Origin of the sequence: Nonomuraea fuscirosea (assembly GCF_003001935.1) — a bacterium.
GTDB classification, from domain to species: Bacteria; Actinomycetota; Actinomycetes; order Streptosporangiales; family Streptosporangiaceae; genus Nonomuraea; species Nonomuraea fuscirosea.
This window is the reverse complement of record NZ_PVNG01000007.1, coordinates 1-14,700: the sequence shown is the minus strand read 5'-3', so window position 1 is coordinate 14,700 and position 14,700 is coordinate 1. Positions and strand designations below refer to the sequence as shown.

The following is a 14,700-nucleotide window of genomic DNA, read 5'->3' as shown; positions in this document are numbered from 1 at the left end:
TCGTCCGCGTCCGCCGTCCGCATCCGTCCGCGCGTCTGCGCGTGTAGAGGGCGCAACAGACGCGGACGGACGAACAGACGGACAATCACACTCCGTTACCGATGACCGCGAGGGAGCCGCACACCCCGACGACCGAGAGGGGGATGCACATGCAGGCATACACCGTCGAACAAGTCGCGGAGATGCTGAGCGTCGGACGTGACAAGGTCTACTTCCTTCTCCGTACCGGTCAGCTCAAGAGCATCAAGATCGGCAAGCTCCGCCGGATCACCGATCGCCACCTTGCCGAGTTCGTCTCTTCACTGGAAGCCATGGACGAGGCGTAGAGCATCGTGCTACAACGTTCTACAGAGCCGGGTTGTGCGGCACCACCGCACAACCCGGCAAGCGCCTCTTGATAACTGCATGACACGAAAGGAAGCCGTCTATGACGAGCGACCGAACGACCCTGCCTCCCGTACGCGTGGACACGGAACTGAAAGACCGTCTCCGCAAGTACGCCGAGTCGCAGGAACGCGATGTGTCGTGGGTGATCAGGAAGGCGATCGAGGAGTACCTCAACCGTCACGAGAAGGGGTGATCCCTTGGCCAAGATCCTGATCGGCAAGTACGAAGCGACCATCTATCTCGAGGGGGACGGCTACACCGGAGCTATCTCCCTCGGGTTCGGCCCCGACGGCAAGCGCCAGCGCCTCAAGCGCAAGGGCAAGACCAAGGCCGTCGTCAAGGACAAGCTGATCAAGGCCGTCAAAGCGCTTGAGTCCGGCGTCACCGCATCGGAGACCTACACCGTGCGCGACGCCGTCAACGACTGGCTCAGCAAGGGCCTCAAGGGCCGATCCGAGAACACCGTCACCAAGCTACGCATCCTCGCAAAGACGCACGTCATCCCCGGACTGGGGAAGATCAAGCTCCAGCAACTACGCGCGGATCACGTGGACGAGTGGCTTGACGCGCTCGCGAAGAAGCTGGCCACAACCACCCTCCGAGAGATCCATAGCGTCTTGAAGAGGGCCATCCGGCAAGCTCAGGCACGCGACATGGTGCTCAGGAACGTTGCCGACCTGGTCACCACACCCAAGGGCACGGACGGACGACCCAGCAAGGCACTCACCCGGCAACAAGCCGAAGCGGTGCTCAAAGCAGCCGAGTCGTCCGAACTCCACGCCTACGTGGTGATCAGCCTCACCACAGGCATCCGCACCGAGGAGGCTCGGGCACTGCGCTGGGATCACGTTGTCGCGTGGGTTCCCAAACTCAAGTCCTGGCACCCGGTGACCGAGGTGGGGTTCAAGCACACGAAGTTCGCCATCTACGTATGGCGCTCCGAACGCGAAGGAGGAGACACCAAGACCCGCAAGTCCCGGCGCACGCTGGAACTGCCCAAGCTGGCAGCTCAGGCCCTCCGCCAGCACCACGTCAACCAAGCCGCCGACAAGCTCAAGGCCGGCGAGGCATGGCAGGATCACAACCTGGTGTTCTGCACGAGCGTCGGCACCCCACTGGACGCCTCGAACGTACGACGGGCGTTCCGAAAGATCACGAAAGACGCGGGACTCGGAACCACCTGGAGTCCCCGAGAACTACGTCACTCGTTCGTCTCCATCATGAGTGACCAAGGCGTACCCATCGAGACCATCGCCGATCTCGTCGGGCACGCGGGCACCAGCGTCACGGAAGCGGTCTACCGCCACCAGCTACGGCCAGTGATCACCAAGGGTGCCCACACGATGAACACCATCTTCGGCGACAGCCGACACGGGTAGAGAGTCCGAGTGAGATGGCTCCCCGATTGGCTCCCATCGACTTCCAGACATGAGAAAAGGGCCTCTGGATTGCTCCAAAGACCCTTCTCACCTGCATCTTCCTGGTGGAGATGAGGGGATTCGAACCCCTGACCCCTTCGATGCGAACGAAGTGCGCTACCGGACTGCGCTACATCCCCAAGGACTCGACCAGATTAGCAAACTCCAGAGGGTCCTCGCGCCACCGTTTCAGTCCCCCACCGCGCGCCGAGGCGGTTCGGCGTACTGATCGAACAGGACGTCCCCGTTCAGCGCCGTGAGATCGATCACCTCGGCCTCCGCCTCGACAGCGGCCCGCTGCTGCTCGCGCTGCCGTCGCAGGCGCTCAGCGCGCGCCTGGCGGGCGCGTTCGCGGCGTTCTCTGTCGACCTGTACGGCGATGCGCAGGAACGCCATGTACGTCAGCATGACGACGATCGAGGGCGCGACGCCCCACCACGGCATCATCTCGACCGAGGCGGTCACCACGGAAGCCAGGACGAGCAGGGCGGTGAAGAAGAGCAGGCGGCGCCGGCGGGCGACGATGATGGCGCGGCGCCGGAACCGGAACTGGCGGACGTCGACCTTCTCGATCTCGGCGAGCGTCGCCCCGTCGTAGTCCTCGGAATCGGGGGCGAGATTGTCGAGATCGGGCAGTTGGTGCTCGCCGGTGTAATACTCTTCGAGCTCGGCCAGTTCGGCGAGGTTCGTCTTGTCCCGACGCAGCCACATGGGAATCAGGACACAGAGCCACATAACGACGATGGCCATGTAGAGGAGGACAGGACTCACGGCCACCTCCGGGCAGCACAAAGACGCGGATGTGCTCGTCGCGCCTTGAATGTGCTCACGTCACGCACCGTAAGACCGCGTGTCACTAATTGACGAGCATTCGGTGCGGTGTGTCGCGAGATCGTCAAACCTCTTCGACGGAGGACCCCCCGTGAGCCGCTGACTCACGCGCGCGACGCCACTGCACGAGCAGCCCGCCAGGTACGTCCTCGACGGTCAACGCGTAACAGATGTGGTCGCGCCAGGCTCCGTCGATGTGGAGTTGGCGACGCCGAATGCCTTCTTCCCTGAAACCGAGCTTCTCAACCACTCTACGGCTGGCTTGGTTCTCGGGGCGGATGTTCGCCTCCAGCCGATGCAATCCGGTGGTGAAGAAGCAGTGGTCAACGGCCATCGCGAGCGCGGTCGGGGTGACCCCGTTGCCCGCCACGGCGCCGTCGATCCAGTATCCGACCTGGGCAGAACGGGCAGATCCCCACACGATGGCGCCCACGGTCAGCTGGCCCGCGAAGCGGCCGTTGTACGTCATCACCCACGGCAGCGCCAGCCCCTGCCTGGCCTCGCGGCGCAGGGTGCCCACCATGGAGATGTACGGGCCGAGCCCGGTCCGGAACAGCGGCGTCTCGGGGTTGCTCGGTTCCCAGGGCCGCAGCCAGTCGGCGTTGCGCAGCCTGGTCTCGCGCCACACGCGTACGTCGCCCAGCCGCAGCGGCCGCAGGCCCACGGGGCCTTCGTTCAGGGTCGCCGGCCAGCCACGAAGTCGATCCACACCCCTCATCATCCCCCGATCGGGCACGATGGCGCCACGGATCAGTGACCGGAGCTGCGATTCGCCCCCAGGACGCCGATCCCCGGCGCGATCACCGGCCGCTCTCAGCGCGGGTGATCGCCGCCCCGGATCTGGTCGACCGCGTGCCGCAGGATGGGAGCGAGTACGGCGACGCCATCCCGTACACCGCCGGACGATCCGGGCAGATTCACGATCAGGGTGTCACCAGCCTGTCCGGCCAGTCCTCGCGACAATACGGACGTAGGCACCTTCTCCCGATTCGCCAGCCGAATTGCCTCCGCGATGCCAGGAATTTCCCGAGAAATCACCCTGGACGTCATCTCCGGCGTCAGATCCAGCGGTGTCAGCCCAGTGCCCCCGGTGGTGACGATGACCTCGTACCCGCCCGCCACCCCCTCCCTGAGCGCCCGCTCGACCGCCTCGCCGTCGGGCACCACCACGGGCCCTTCGACCTCGCATCCGGCCTCTTGCCGCAGCAGATCAGCCAGCAACGGCCCGGATTTATCCGCATAAATCCCGGCAGAAGCTCGGTTCGACACCGTGATCACCAGCGCGCGCATCAGCCCTGCTCCCGCGTCCACCGGCCGGTCTTGCCACCCAGCTTCTCCTCCACCCGCACATCGGTGATCACCGCGCCCGGATCGACCGCCTTGACCATGTCGATGAGCGCCAGCGCCGCCACCGAGACGGCCGTCAGCGCCTCCATCTCCACCCCGGTCCGGTCGGCCGTCTTCACCCGGCACGTGATCGCCACGCCCCAGTCCTCGACGTCGAGCGTGACCTTCACCCCGTGCAGGGCGATCGGATGACAGAGCGGGATCAGATCGGGCGTACGTTTCGCCCCCATGATCCCCGCGATCCGCGCCACCCCCAGCGCGTCGCCCTTCGGCACCTCGCCCGAACGCAGCAGCGCGACCACCTCGGCCGACAGCAGCACCCGGCCGGTGGCGGTGGCGGTGCGGGCCGAGACGTCCTTGGCCGACACGTCCACCATGCGCGCGGCGCCGGTCTCGTCGATATGGGTCAGTTCACCCACGGGCGGCACCCTCCAGTCGGCTCACAGCCGGACCACCTCCATGGCGGACCCGCTCTCCACCTCGGTCACATCCTCCGGCACCACGATCAGCGCGTTGGCCAGGGCCAGGGCGGCGAGCTGATGGGAGCCCTGCCCGTGCACCGGCGTCACCGTGCCGTCCGGGGCCAGCACGCCGCGCAGGTAGGAGCGCCGGCCGGGCGGCGAGCGCAGCGGCCCGGTGACCGTCGCGGTGACCGTCTCCGGCAGGCCGCCGGGCAGCCCGCGCATCCGGTCGAGCGCGGGACGTACGAACAGCATGAACGACACGAACGACGAGACCGGATTGCCGGGCAGCGCGAAGATCGGCACCTCGTCCTCACCCAGCACGCCGAAGCCCTGCGGCATCCCCGGCTGCATCGCCACCTTCTCGAACCGGACGGTGCCGAGCGGCGACAGCGCCTCCTTGACCGGCTCGTACGCCCCCATCGACACCCCGCCTGTGGTGATGATCGCATCGGCCCGGACGAGATGCGTGTCCAGCCGGTCGAGCAGCACCGCGGGATCGTCGCCGACAGATCCGGCGCGGAACCCCTCGGCCCCCGCCTCGCGTACCGCCGCCGCCAGGGTGTAGCTGTTGGACTCCCAGATCTGGCCGGGCGCGAGCGTGCCGCCGGGCTCGACGAGCTCGGCGCCGGTGGAGACGACCACGACGCGCGGACGCGGCCGCGCCAGCACGCGCCGCCGCCCCACCCCGGCGATGATCCCGAGCTGCGCGGGCCCGATCACGATGCCCGCCTTGAGCACGACCTCTCCGGCCTGGACGTCCTCCCCGGCCCGCCGGACCGCGTTGCCCGCCTCGGCGCGACGGTCGATGCGTACGGAGACCGTGCCCCCGTCCGTCCACTCGACCGGCACCACGGCGTCGGCCCCGGCCGGCATGGGAGCGCCGGTCATGATGCGTACGGTGTGGCCGGGCCCCACGGCACGCAGTTCGACGGAGCCGGCCGCCACGTCGTCGATCACCGGCAGCGTGACCGGAAGCTCCGCCAGGTCCTCGGCCCTGACCGCGTACCCGTCCATGGCCGAGTTGTCGAACGGCGGCAGCGGCACCGGCGAGGTCACGTCCTCGGCCAGCGTCGTGCCGAGCGTCTGCTCCAGCTCCAGCTCCAGGGGGGCCAGCGGACGTACAGTGGCCAGGATCCCGGCCAGATGCGCGTCAACTGATTTCATCGAGGAACTCCCGCAGCCACGGCACGAAATCCGGCGCCAGGTCGTCCCGGTCCGCCGCGAACTTCACCACAGTGCGTAGATAGTCGAGTTTGTCGCCAGTGTCGTAGCGCCGTCCCCTGAACAGCACGCCGTGCACGGGCCCGCCCTCGTCGCGGCCGCGCGAGGCGAGCGTGCGCAGCGCGTCGGTGAGCTGGATCTCGCCACCGCGCCCCGGCGGCGTCTGCTCCAGCACCTCGAACACCGCTGGATCGATCACATAACGCCCGATGATGGCCCAGTTGGACGGCGCCTCGTCGGCCGGCGGCTTCTCGACGAGGTCCGTCACGCGTACGACGTCCTCTTCCGCGGTGGCCTCGATGGTGGCGACACCGTAGAGCGAGACCTGCTCTTTAGGCACCTCCATCAGGGCGATCACGCTCCCCCCGAACGTGTCGCGCACCTCGATCATGCGCCGCAGCAGGTGGTCGCGGTGGTCGATCAGGTCGTCGCCGAGCAGGCAGGCGAAGGGGTGCTCGCCCACGTGCTGCTTGGCGCAGAGCACCGCGTGCCCGAGCCCCTTGGGCTCGCCCTGGCGTACGTAGTGCAGAGTCGCCAGCGAGGCCGGCTCGCGGACCTGGGACAGCCGCTGCTCGTCGCCCTTGGCCTCAAGGGCTTCCTCCAGCTCGAACGCCCGGTCGAAGTGGTCCTCGATCGAGCGCTTGTTCTTGCCGGTGACCATGAGGACGTCGAGGAGACCGGCGGAGGCCGCCTCTTCGACGACATACTGGATCGCGGGCTTGTCGACGATGGGCAACATCTCCTTGGGTGTCGCCTTCGTCGCCGGAAGGAACCGGGTGCCCAGACCCGCGGCGGGCACGACGGCTTTCGTCACAGGGTCGAAGTCAGCCATGAGTAGACCCTAGTGGAGGGACCTGTGGACAAGATGAACCTGCGCCGCGAGCTGAACGCGGCGCGCGGCTCACTCTCCCCCGAACAACTACGGGCAAACGCCATCAAGGTCCGCGAAACGCTGCTCGAACAGCCGTGGGTCCAGATGGCCGGTCTGGTGGCCTGCTACTGGTCAGCGGGGTCGGAGCCGGAGACGCACGGGCTCGTGTTCGCTCTCTGGAAACATGGGGCCACCGTCGTCCTGCCCGTGCTCCAGAAGGACAACGACCTGGATTGGGCGGTGTACGACGGGCCCGACACCCTCGCCCCCGGCCGCCACGGGATCATGGAGCCGGTCGACACACGCCGGGGCGTCGACGCTGTACGCACGGCCGCCCTCGTGATCGTGCCCGCGCTGGCGGTCGACCGGCGCACGGGCGTACGCCTCGGACGCGGCGGCGGCTCCTACGACCGGGCGCTGGCCAGGGTCGGCCCGAACGTCCCCACCGTGGCCCTCCTGCACGACGGCGAGCTGATCGACGACGTCCCGTCCGAGCCCCATGACCGGCGCGTTCGCTACGCGATGACGCCTTCAGGACTCACTAGTCTTATGTGACCGCCGGTACGAGAGGAGCCAGTGATGCTCGACGTCTGGCTCCTCCTGGGCGCCGCCATCGTCATCGCCGCGATCGCCTCCGTCCGCATCGCCCATCGCTCCGGGCTGCCCAGTCTCCTGGTGTTCCTCGGCTTCGGGCTGATCCTGGGGCCCGCGGGGTTCGGCGTCCCCTTCGAGAGTCCTCAGCTGGCGCAGCAGATCGGCATGTCGGCGCTGGCGGTGATCCTGGCCGAGGGCGGCCTGACGACGAACTGGTCCCACGTACGCCGTTCCGTCCCCCTCGCCCTCGTCCTGGCGACCGTGGGCGTGGCCGTCAGCATCGGCGTGGTGGCTCTGGTCGTCCAGGGCTTCCTCGGCATGGACGGCAGGACGGCGCTGATCCTCGGCGCCGTCCTGGCCTCCACCGACGCCGCCGCCGTCTTCTCCGTGCTGCGCAGGCTGCCGCTGCCGCCCCGCCTGGCGGGGGTACTGGAGGCGGAGTCCGGGCTCAACGACGCGCCCACGGTCATCGCCGTGGTGCTGCTCAGCGGGGCCTCACACTCCTCGGCCACCCTGGGAACGTTCCTGCTGGAGACCGGGATGGAGCTGCTCATCGGCGCCGTGGTGGGGCTCGCCGTCGGCCCCGCGGGCGCCTACGCCCTGCGCCGCGTCGCCCTGCCCGCCTCCGGCCTCTATCCCATCGCCGTGCTGGCGCTCACCTTCGTCTCGTACGGCGGCGCGGTGCTGCTGCACGGCTCCGGCTTCCTGGCCGTCTACCTGACGGCGCTCATCCTGGGCAACTCGCGCCTGCCGCACCGGGCGGCCACCAGGGGTTTCGCGGAGGGCGCGGCCTGGCTGGCGCAGATCGGCATGTTCGTCATGCTCGGCATGCTGGCCGACGTCGGCGAGATGGCCTCGGCGATCATCCCCGGCCTGATCACCGGCACCATCCTGGTGCTCCTGGCCCGCCCGCTGTCGGTGCTGGTCAGCTCCGGTCTGTCCTGGGCGCTGCGGCTGGGCTGGGTGAGCTGGCGCGACCAGGCGTTCCTGTCGTGGGCCGGGCTGCGCGGCGCGGTCCCGATCGTCCTGGCGACCATCCCGTGGGCGGGCGGCGTCCTCGGGTCCAAAGGTATCTTCAACGAGGTCTTCGTGATCGTCATCGTGTTCACCCTGCTCCAGGGGCCGACGCTGCCGTACGCCGCGCGGCTGCTCGGGGTGGCCGCTCCCGGCGAGGCCCACGATCTCTCGGTCGAGTCCGCTCCCCTGGAGGAGCTCAACGCCGACCTGCTGCAGGTCAAGGTGCCATCGGGATCGCGCCTGCACGGGGTGGAGGTCTTCGAGCTCCGCCTGCCCTCGGGGGCCGCGGTGACGCTCGTCGTACGCGACGGCAAGTCCTTCGTCCCCACCGCCACGACCAGGCTGCGCGTGGACGACCAGCTGCTGGTCGTCACCACCGCCGCCTGCCGCGACGAGGCGGAGCGCCGGCTGCGCGCCGTGAGCCGGGGCGGGAAGCTGGCAGGCTGGTACGGCGAGCGGGGGTTGGAATAGCTGTTTGACCCCATCGGTTACCATTAGCAGTCGCCTCGCTCGAGTGCCAAAGCTTGTAAGGAGGAGCGCGTGCCGACCTACCAGTACGCCTGCAACGACTGCGGTGAGCAGCTCGAGGTCGTTCAGAAGTTCACCGACGATGCGTTGACGGTGTGCCCGAGCTGCCAGGGCAACCTGCGCAAGGTGTTCTCGGCCGTCGGCATCGTGTTCAAGGGCTCCGGCTTCTACCGGACCGACAACCGCTCGTCGTCGGGCACGTCGGCCGCGGCCGCGTCCTCTTCCGGTTCTTCCGGCGCGAAGTCCGGCGAGAAGTCCGGCGAGAGCAAGTCGTCGTCGGAGTCGAGTTCCTCGACGCCGTCGACCGCCCCCGCACCGGCCGCCGCCTCCACGACGACCTCCAGCTGAGCCTCTCAGAGCCCGGGGCCCGCCCCGGGCGCTCGTACGGTCGGCTTACCTGAGCCGTCTGCCTATCGGCGGTCGCTTACCTGAGCCGTCGGCCTATCCCAGCGGTCGCTTACCTAAGCCTTCCGCCCATCCGAGCGGTCGCTTACCTGAGAGCGGCGCGGAGACCGGCTGCGGTGGACGGACATATGCCGACATGCCGGTTGCTGTCGGCTTATGTCGGCGCGCCCGCAACACCCGAACCCCCGTTATCCACAGAAGAACATAGCTCGCCTGTGGATTCTAGATAGACGTCGTTGAGTCCCTGGTCAGGGGGTTACCGTGTGTCTGACCTGCGGATATGTGGGATGGGAGGATTCGGGGTGTCTCGTAGAGACTCACTGGTGCTCACTGTGACTGACTGTTCGCGGGCCATACACGGGCCAGTTTTCGGGCTGATGAGCTGGGGTTTTCCTGGCTACGCGCTTCCCGCTCTGTCGCCTTCCCGTCTGTCGTCGCCCACCTGCCGGGAAGCATGCCGGGGTGCGGGGGTAAAGATGGAGCTCCCTACTGGAAGAACGATCTTTACCCCCGCACCCCGGCATGCTCGGCTTGGTGTGGGCGATGACAGACGGGAGGCGGGACCTCACAGCAACCCTTGAGGGCGCTGGGAGGTCATGATCAACGCCATCCCGGAGTCTGAGCCCCCGCCGGAGGCGGGGACCTTCGTGCCCTTGAGCCCTTCCCATGCCTACGGCGAGTCCAGCGGGCCTCCGGCACGCATAGTGGTGGCCAGCCCGAGGGGGTTCCCAAAGCGCTCTTACGTTTGTGGATTTAGAGGGTGACACCGACGCGGCGGGCGAGTCCTCGCAAGCCGGAGAGCTTGCTGTGGGGATCCCGGTGAAGCAGCTCAGTGATGACCTGGCGGGTACCGGAGCGCCGTACTTCAGAGGGCGCTATCTTCTCGGCGATGAGCAAGGCTCGTACTGCGCGGTCGGTCTTGCCCCAGAGGGTGTATGCCTCAGCAATACCGGTGTAGTAGCTGCCTCGTCGCTCTAGCGTCGGGATCTGGTTGGGGACGACTTCCTTGGCGTGATCAATGGCTGTGCCTGCGTCTCCTAGGACGATAGAGACGCCCATCTTGTAGATGGGTACGTGACCGTAGCCCAGAGCGAGATTGGGGGCGTGACGGGCGGCCTCGTCGGCTTCGGTGAGCATGTCGAGCGCTGAATGTCGGTCCTCAAGGCGTGCGGCGGCGATAGCGCCGGTAGAGAGAAGGGCACCATAGGCCCCCCACGCTTGAGGTGTTGCGCCAGCGAGCTGGGGCCGGAGGGATTCTGCGGCGGAGGTGGCGACGTCGCGTGCCTTGCGATACTCGGCGGCGCGGTGGAAGAGACTGATCAGGTCGCGCCGACATTCTCCTATGGCTTGGAGATCGGAACTGGCCTGCGAGGCTTCTACACCTCTGTGGGCAGAGATCCAAGCGTAGGGGGAAGCACTGAGCTTGATCAGGGTGCGTGTTGCGAGATGGTAGATGCGTGCGGCGGCGGCCATCGCAGCAGGAGTTGAGGCGGCCGAGGCAACGGGGAGAAGCGCGGCGAGTTGATCTGCTAGCGGTAGGTAGCGAGCAGCGGCAAAGTCGCGCTGGGCACGAGTGAGTGAGCGGGCAAGCGATGCTACGGGTGGGTCTGCATGAGACATCGGCGTAGTTGGGATAAGAGCATCCCGAAGCCGTGCGACAGCGGCCGTACCAGGGTCAGGCTGCCCGGCTGGGTCGTCGAACCCAACTCCGGCCACGAGTGCCGCACTGGCGATGAATTGACGGCGTTTCGTTGCCTCACCTCCTGATGAACCCACGATAGTCCGGTTGGGCGCATAGTCGCCATCCCATGCCTTGATGAGGCGTCCGTTCGCGCCAAGGGCCTCATCGACAAGCTCAGCTAGTACCCGCTCGGGGTTACGTTCGCCCCGCTCAACGCGGCTGAGGTAGCTCTTCGAAAAGAACGTCAGCTCGTGAAGCGCGTTGAGCGATACCTTCTGGCGCTCGCGGCACTTACGAAGTGCTTCGCCAAATCGCACGTTGCCTCTATCCGTTGCCCAGTTGCCTAAGTGAGGCAACCCCTCGGTGTGGCGACATCTATCCCACATCCTGAACCGCAGACAAGGGAACGGCAAAGAACGGCAGTCAACAAGACGGGAGCCGCAGGCGCTGACACGCCGTACGGCTCCCTTGATCAGGAATCGAGGTCCTGACCCATGGCACAGCATACGACCCGTCCGGCAGGGCGAGAGGCCGGCGAGGTTGGCGCTCCGATGTTGGATGCGGATCTTCTGGAGCATCGCGCGAGGGTGCAGCGTCCGGTTGTGGTTCCGACTGTGCCGAATGTGGCGCGCATGTACGACTTCTTGCTGGGGGGCAAGGACAACTACGAGTGTGATCGGGCGGCGGTGGCGGAGGTGCTGCGGTCGAATCAGGCTGCAAAGCTGTGCGCGCTGGAGAATCGGGCGTTCCTGTGCCGTGTGGTGCGGTTCCTGGCTGGGGCGGGTATCCGCCAGTTCCTGGACATCGGGTCGGGGTTTCCGGCTGAGAGCAACGTGCATGAGGTGGCGCAGCGGGCAGCGCCGGATGCGCTCACGGTGTACGTGGACTACGACCCTGTGGTGCTGACGCATGCGCGGGCGCTGCTGGCGACGGATGCGCGGACGGATGTGGTGTGTGAGGACATGCGACGTCCGGAAAAGATCTTGCAGGAGGCGGCGGTTCTGCTGGATTTCGGTGAGCCGGTGGCGGTGCTGCTGGTGGCGAGCCTTCATTTCGTGACGACGGCGGATGATCCGTACGGGATCGTCGCGACGCTGATGGATGCCACCGTTCCGGGGAGCTACCTGGTGGTGTCGCATGTGCTGGAGACAGCGGGTACCCGTGCGGCGGTGGGCGGGTATGAGGGGGCGTCCGCGCCAGTAGCGCTGCGTGATGAGGCGGAGATCGCGGCGTTTTTCGCGGCGGCGGATGCCGAGCTGGTGGAGCCGGGTTTGGTGCGGGTGCCGTTGTGGCGGCCGGAGATGCATCCGGAGCTTGCATGCAAGGACGCCGAACGGGTGGATGTGCTGGGCGGCGTGGGGCGGCGGGCGTGATGGCGCGGGCGCTGGTGGCGAGTCCGGCTGGTGAGCTGGCGCACGCATTGTCGGCGGAGCTGGGGCGGCGCGGTATCGCCTCTCAGGTGTCGGAATGCGAGGGGATAGCGCTGGTCGGGGTGTGGTCGGTCGGGCTGGCGGTGTGGTGTGAGTGGAGCGACACCGGGTGGCGATTCCGGTGGGGTATGGACGCGTCGGGTCCCGGAGGCCGGTTGCGGTACACGGCCTGTCCGGGGTCGGCGGTGGAGACGGCCGGGCGGCGGATCGCGTCGTTGTATGAGGACCGGCGGAGGTGCGGAGGTGAGTGAGGATCCGGGGTATGTGCTGGTGCGGCGGGATGCGTGCGGCCCGTTCGTGCAGATCCGGTATGGCCTGGATGTGCTGTTGAGCGTGCGGCAGGACGTGTGGGCGGGTTTTTTGGATGACGTCTGCGATGGCCGGTACGTGCCGCAACGGCTGCCGGAGCGGCGGGGGTGGGTGAGGTGCACGCTCGATGAGCGGTGGGAGGTGCCTTCGGATGCGCGGCTGGAGGTGACTCCGGTGGGGTGGCGTCCGAAGGTGTTCGAGATCCCAATGAAGGTGTGGAAGCGGTTCGAGGGAGCTGCACGGAGTGAGACTTTCGCGGGCTTGGGCGTGGAGTGGACAGGTGCGCCGGAGACGGGCGGCGATCAGTCGTCCGGGTCGGGGCAGATCGAGGCGACCTAGGCCGTGGGTCCTGTGCGCATGCTGGCGTGTTCTTGGTGATCGGCTGGAGGGCGTTTGCCTCTCTCCCGCGCGCGCCCTTTAGCCGGTCGGTTCCCCCTGGTTGACCGTCGCTCATTGGTGACGGCTGGCCCGCAACCGGGGGTTAGCGGCCCCCGTCTGTGTCCCTGGGCGGGGGCCGCTCTTATGAAGTGGGCGAAGTTCAGGAGAGGAGCCATTTGTGGGTAAGCCGGAGAAGCGTGCACGGTGCAAGACGTCGGGGAAGCTGTGTTTCGTGTCGCGTGATGAGGCGTTGCGCGAGTTGCGGAGCATTCGTGCGAATCCTGATCCGGTGAAACATGCGCTCGGATACATGCCGACGCAGGTTTACCAGTGCGGAAGCTGCCACCGCTGGCATCTCAGTTTCCGGGGGGCGACCAAGTACCAGCGGCGTCGCAAGCGCAAGGGAGCCAAAGCCTGGAAGTGAGGTGGCCGTGTAAGACGAGAGGAAGGCGGACCGTGCGCTGGGGAGCGTATGTGCGTGAGGAGGTGCTGGCCTGCCTGCCGGAGCCCCCGGACGGGTTGACGGTGAGTGAGGTGCGGGCGCGTCTGTGGCGGCCGGTGACCAGCGACTACGTGCGTAAGTGGCTGAGGGTCCTGATGTCCGAGGGTGCGGTGGTGCGCCAAGAAGTGAGCCTGGAGGGGCGGGAATGGGCCCGGCCTGCTTGGAGGAGGGCGCGGTTCGTGTATGCGCGGATGCCAGGTAGTGAGCCCCCGTCGCGGAGGTGAGAGTACAAAAAAGCTGAGGCGCAGGGTGCCCGCAGTCTGCGGTGCGATGAACCCCCTGAGGTCTGATGACCTTGGGGGTTTCGTCATTCCATGGTGGGCAAGGCGTCGCTGTGGGGAGCGGTGGGCTCCGCCTAGAGTGCGGGCCGGGGGCGTGCGGCTGGGGGATGGACAGTCACCGGGCTGCAAGTGTGGTCGAGTGGGGCAAGCGGTCGGTGTCGGTGAGCGCCGGGCGCTCGTGGGTCTGGTTAGAGGGACGCAGTCCCGGTCCAGATCCGGTCCGGTGTGAACGACGCCGATCGCTCCCGCTCGGCCCTGGCCCGATGTGGCCCCCCTCTCGGGTAAGTCGTGGCCGTACGCGCCAGCTCACAGCACGGGAGCACTGAGCGTGGGCGAGTCCTTGAGAGGCTAAGGCGCGCGCCGTGGTGGGTTGCGGCTGGGCGTCGGCGGGTGCGGGGCGGTTCGGCGGCCGGGGTGAGGGGCGGGCCGTCGGGCCGCGAGGGCGAGCACGGCGCCCTAGCGCCGCGCGCAGTCCCGATGTGGCCCGCCGGCGCGTCCCCGATGACCCCGGTCGCCTGAGCCCGGTACCGGGGTGGCGGTGAGTACTCGTGATGCCCTGACACGTCCGCGCGGGGTTGGCTGTTGGCCGCGCGCGGAGCAATGCGGCCTGGCGCGAGCGCAGCGATGCGCTAAGGGAGGGGGCAAGGGGAGGGCAATGCCCTCCCCCTGGGGGAGGGGACCGGGGAGGGGCGCAGCCCCTCCCCGTTGGCGTGGGCGGAAGTGATGCCGAGTCTGCCGATCGCCTGGGGTTCCCAAGAGTGTGAGTCCGCTGCCGTCTTCCTAAAGGATGGGGGCGGTGACGCGGGCGGGTGTGGGGGGTGGGTGGCGGGCTACCTCCCCATGATCGCCCATATCAAGATCGTTCCCGCGGGGGTGGCCCGGCTCGGCCGGGCGCTTGATCTAGTAGGGAAACTCATCACACAGCGCCTTGGAGGGCCCCGTGTGTTGTCCCGGGACATGCTTGACGGATGAGTCCCAGGACATGGGCGACAGGTGCTGTTTTCGGCCAGTCTGTCGTGCGTCGTTGCGGCGTCGT

16 protein-coding genes and 1 tRNA gene are annotated in these 14,700 nt (G+C 67.5%); 9 read left to right on the top strand and 8 right to left on the bottom strand.

The features are described 5' to 3' along the window. Nucleotides 1-149 precede the first annotated feature (149 nt). The 3 genes from B0I32_RS17355 to B0I32_RS17345 all read left to right on the top strand — a co-directional run bounded on the left by B0I32_RS17355 (nucleotide 150) and on the right by B0I32_RS17345 (nucleotide 1,766). The gene (locus B0I32_RS17355; protein ID WP_219911870.1) at nucleotides 150-326 is read left to right on the top strand and encodes a helix-turn-helix domain-containing protein; all 177 of its coding nucleotides are present in this window, start codon (nucleotides 150-152) and stop codon (nucleotides 324-326) included. 101 nt (nucleotides 327-427) lie between these two features. Beyond that, the gene (locus tag B0I32_RS17350; RefSeq protein WP_106240258.1) at nucleotides 428-580 is read left to right on the top strand and encodes a CopG family ribbon-helix-helix protein; all 153 of its coding nucleotides are present in this window, start codon (nucleotides 428-430) and stop codon (nucleotides 578-580) included. 4 nt (nucleotides 581-584) lie between these two features. Next, nucleotides 585-1,766 (top strand): site-specific integrase, encoded by a 1,182-nt coding sequence (locus tag B0I32_RS17345; RefSeq protein WP_106240256.1) that lies wholly within the window; start codon nucleotides 585-587, stop codon nucleotides 1,764-1,766. 102 nt (nucleotides 1,767-1,868) lie between these two features. On the opposite strand, the gene B0I32_RS17340 is transcribed toward B0I32_RS17345, so the two are convergent. The 7 genes from B0I32_RS17340 to galU form a co-directional block, all read right to left on the bottom strand. Beyond that, nucleotides 1,869-1,945: transfer RNA gene (locus B0I32_RS17340), tRNA-Ala, on the bottom strand. Between the two features lie 49 nt (nucleotides 1,946-1,994). Continuing rightward, the gene (gene sepX, locus B0I32_RS17335; protein WP_435831872.1) at nucleotides 1,995-2,576 is read right to left on the bottom strand and encodes a divisome protein SepX/GlpR; all 582 of its coding nucleotides are present in this window, start codon (nucleotides 2,574-2,576) and stop codon (nucleotides 1,995-1,997) included. Nucleotides 2,577-2,700: 124 nt separating this feature from the next. Continuing rightward, on the bottom strand, nucleotides 2,701-3,354 hold the full coding sequence (locus B0I32_RS17330) for a GNAT family N-acetyltransferase (protein WP_181307538.1): 654 nt from the start codon (nucleotides 3,352-3,354) through the stop codon (nucleotides 2,701-2,703). A 95-nt stretch (nucleotides 3,355-3,449) separates the two neighbouring features. Beyond that, complete coding sequence (locus tag B0I32_RS17325) at nucleotides 3,450-3,926, bottom strand: MogA/MoaB family molybdenum cofactor biosynthesis protein (RefSeq protein ID WP_106240986.1); 477 nt, start codon at nucleotides 3,924-3,926, stop codon at nucleotides 3,450-3,452. Beyond that, nucleotides 3,926-4,402 carry a cyclic pyranopterin monophosphate synthase MoaC gene (gene moaC / locus B0I32_RS17320; RefSeq protein WP_106240248.1) on the bottom strand — a complete coding sequence of 159 codons (477 nt, stop codon included), beginning with the start codon at nucleotides 4,400-4,402 and terminating at the stop codon, nucleotides 3,926-3,928. Before moaC ends, B0I32_RS17325 begins: the two co-directional genes overlap by 1 nt. Before the next feature lie 21 nt (nucleotides 4,403-4,423). Continuing rightward, complete coding sequence (gene glp / locus B0I32_RS17315) at nucleotides 4,424-5,611, bottom strand: molybdotransferase-like divisome protein Glp (RefSeq protein WP_106240245.1); 1,188 nt, start codon at nucleotides 5,609-5,611, stop codon at nucleotides 4,424-4,426. Next, a complete protein-coding gene (gene galU / locus B0I32_RS17310) occupies nucleotides 5,598-6,500 on the bottom strand; it encodes a UTP--glucose-1-phosphate uridylyltransferase GalU (RefSeq protein WP_106240242.1) in 903 nt (300 codons plus the stop codon). The genes glp and galU overlap by 14 nt, the downstream gene beginning before the upstream one ends. Nucleotides 6,501-6,533: 33 nt before the next feature. Here galU and B0I32_RS17305 point away from each other — a divergent pair, with 33 nt between their 5' ends. The 3 genes from B0I32_RS17305 to B0I32_RS17295 all read left to right on the top strand — a co-directional run bounded on the left by B0I32_RS17305 (nucleotide 6,534) and on the right by B0I32_RS17295 (nucleotide 9,026). Continuing rightward, the gene (locus B0I32_RS17305; protein WP_245955903.1) at nucleotides 6,534-7,094 is read left to right on the top strand and encodes a 5-formyltetrahydrofolate cyclo-ligase; all 561 of its coding nucleotides are present in this window, start codon (nucleotides 6,534-6,536) and stop codon (nucleotides 7,092-7,094) included. 24 nt (nucleotides 7,095-7,118) lie between these two features. After that, on the top strand, nucleotides 7,119-8,621 hold the full coding sequence (locus tag B0I32_RS17300) for a potassium/proton antiporter (protein ID WP_106240238.1): 1,503 nt from the start codon (nucleotides 7,119-7,121) through the stop codon (nucleotides 8,619-8,621). Nucleotides 8,622-8,690: 69 nt separating this feature from the next. Beyond that, entirely contained in the window at nucleotides 8,691-9,026 is a 336-nt protein-coding gene (locus B0I32_RS17295) for an FmdB family zinc ribbon protein (RefSeq protein WP_106240236.1), read from the top strand. A gap of 810 nt (nucleotides 9,027-9,836) precedes the next feature. Here the strand turns inward: B0I32_RS17295 and B0I32_RS17290 are convergent. Next, nucleotides 9,837-11,081: a helix-turn-helix domain-containing protein gene (locus tag B0I32_RS17290; protein WP_181307484.1), complete on the bottom strand. Its 1,245-nt coding sequence runs from the start codon at nucleotides 11,079-11,081 to the stop codon at nucleotides 9,837-9,839. Nucleotides 11,082-11,315: 234 nt separating this feature from the next. On the opposite strand from B0I32_RS17290, the gene B0I32_RS17285 reads away from it, so the two are divergent. The 3 genes from B0I32_RS17285 (at nucleotide 11,316) to B0I32_RS56490 (ending at nucleotide 13,305) form a co-directional block, all read left to right on the top strand. Beyond that, the gene (locus B0I32_RS17285) at nucleotides 11,316-12,137 is read left to right on the top strand and encodes an SAM-dependent methyltransferase (protein ID WP_106240234.1); all 822 of its coding nucleotides are present in this window, start codon (nucleotides 11,316-11,318) and stop codon (nucleotides 12,135-12,137) included. A 300-nt stretch (nucleotides 12,138-12,437) separates the two neighbouring features. Next, complete coding sequence (locus B0I32_RS17275) at nucleotides 12,438-12,842, top strand: hypothetical protein (protein WP_146178203.1); 405 nt, start codon at nucleotides 12,438-12,440, stop codon at nucleotides 12,840-12,842. Between the two features lie 217 nt (nucleotides 12,843-13,059). Continuing rightward, nucleotides 13,060-13,305: a hypothetical protein gene (locus B0I32_RS56490; protein ID WP_146178202.1), complete on the top strand. Its 246-nt coding sequence runs from the start codon at nucleotides 13,060-13,062 to the stop codon at nucleotides 13,303-13,305. Nucleotides 13,306-14,700 lie beyond the last annotated feature (1,395 nt).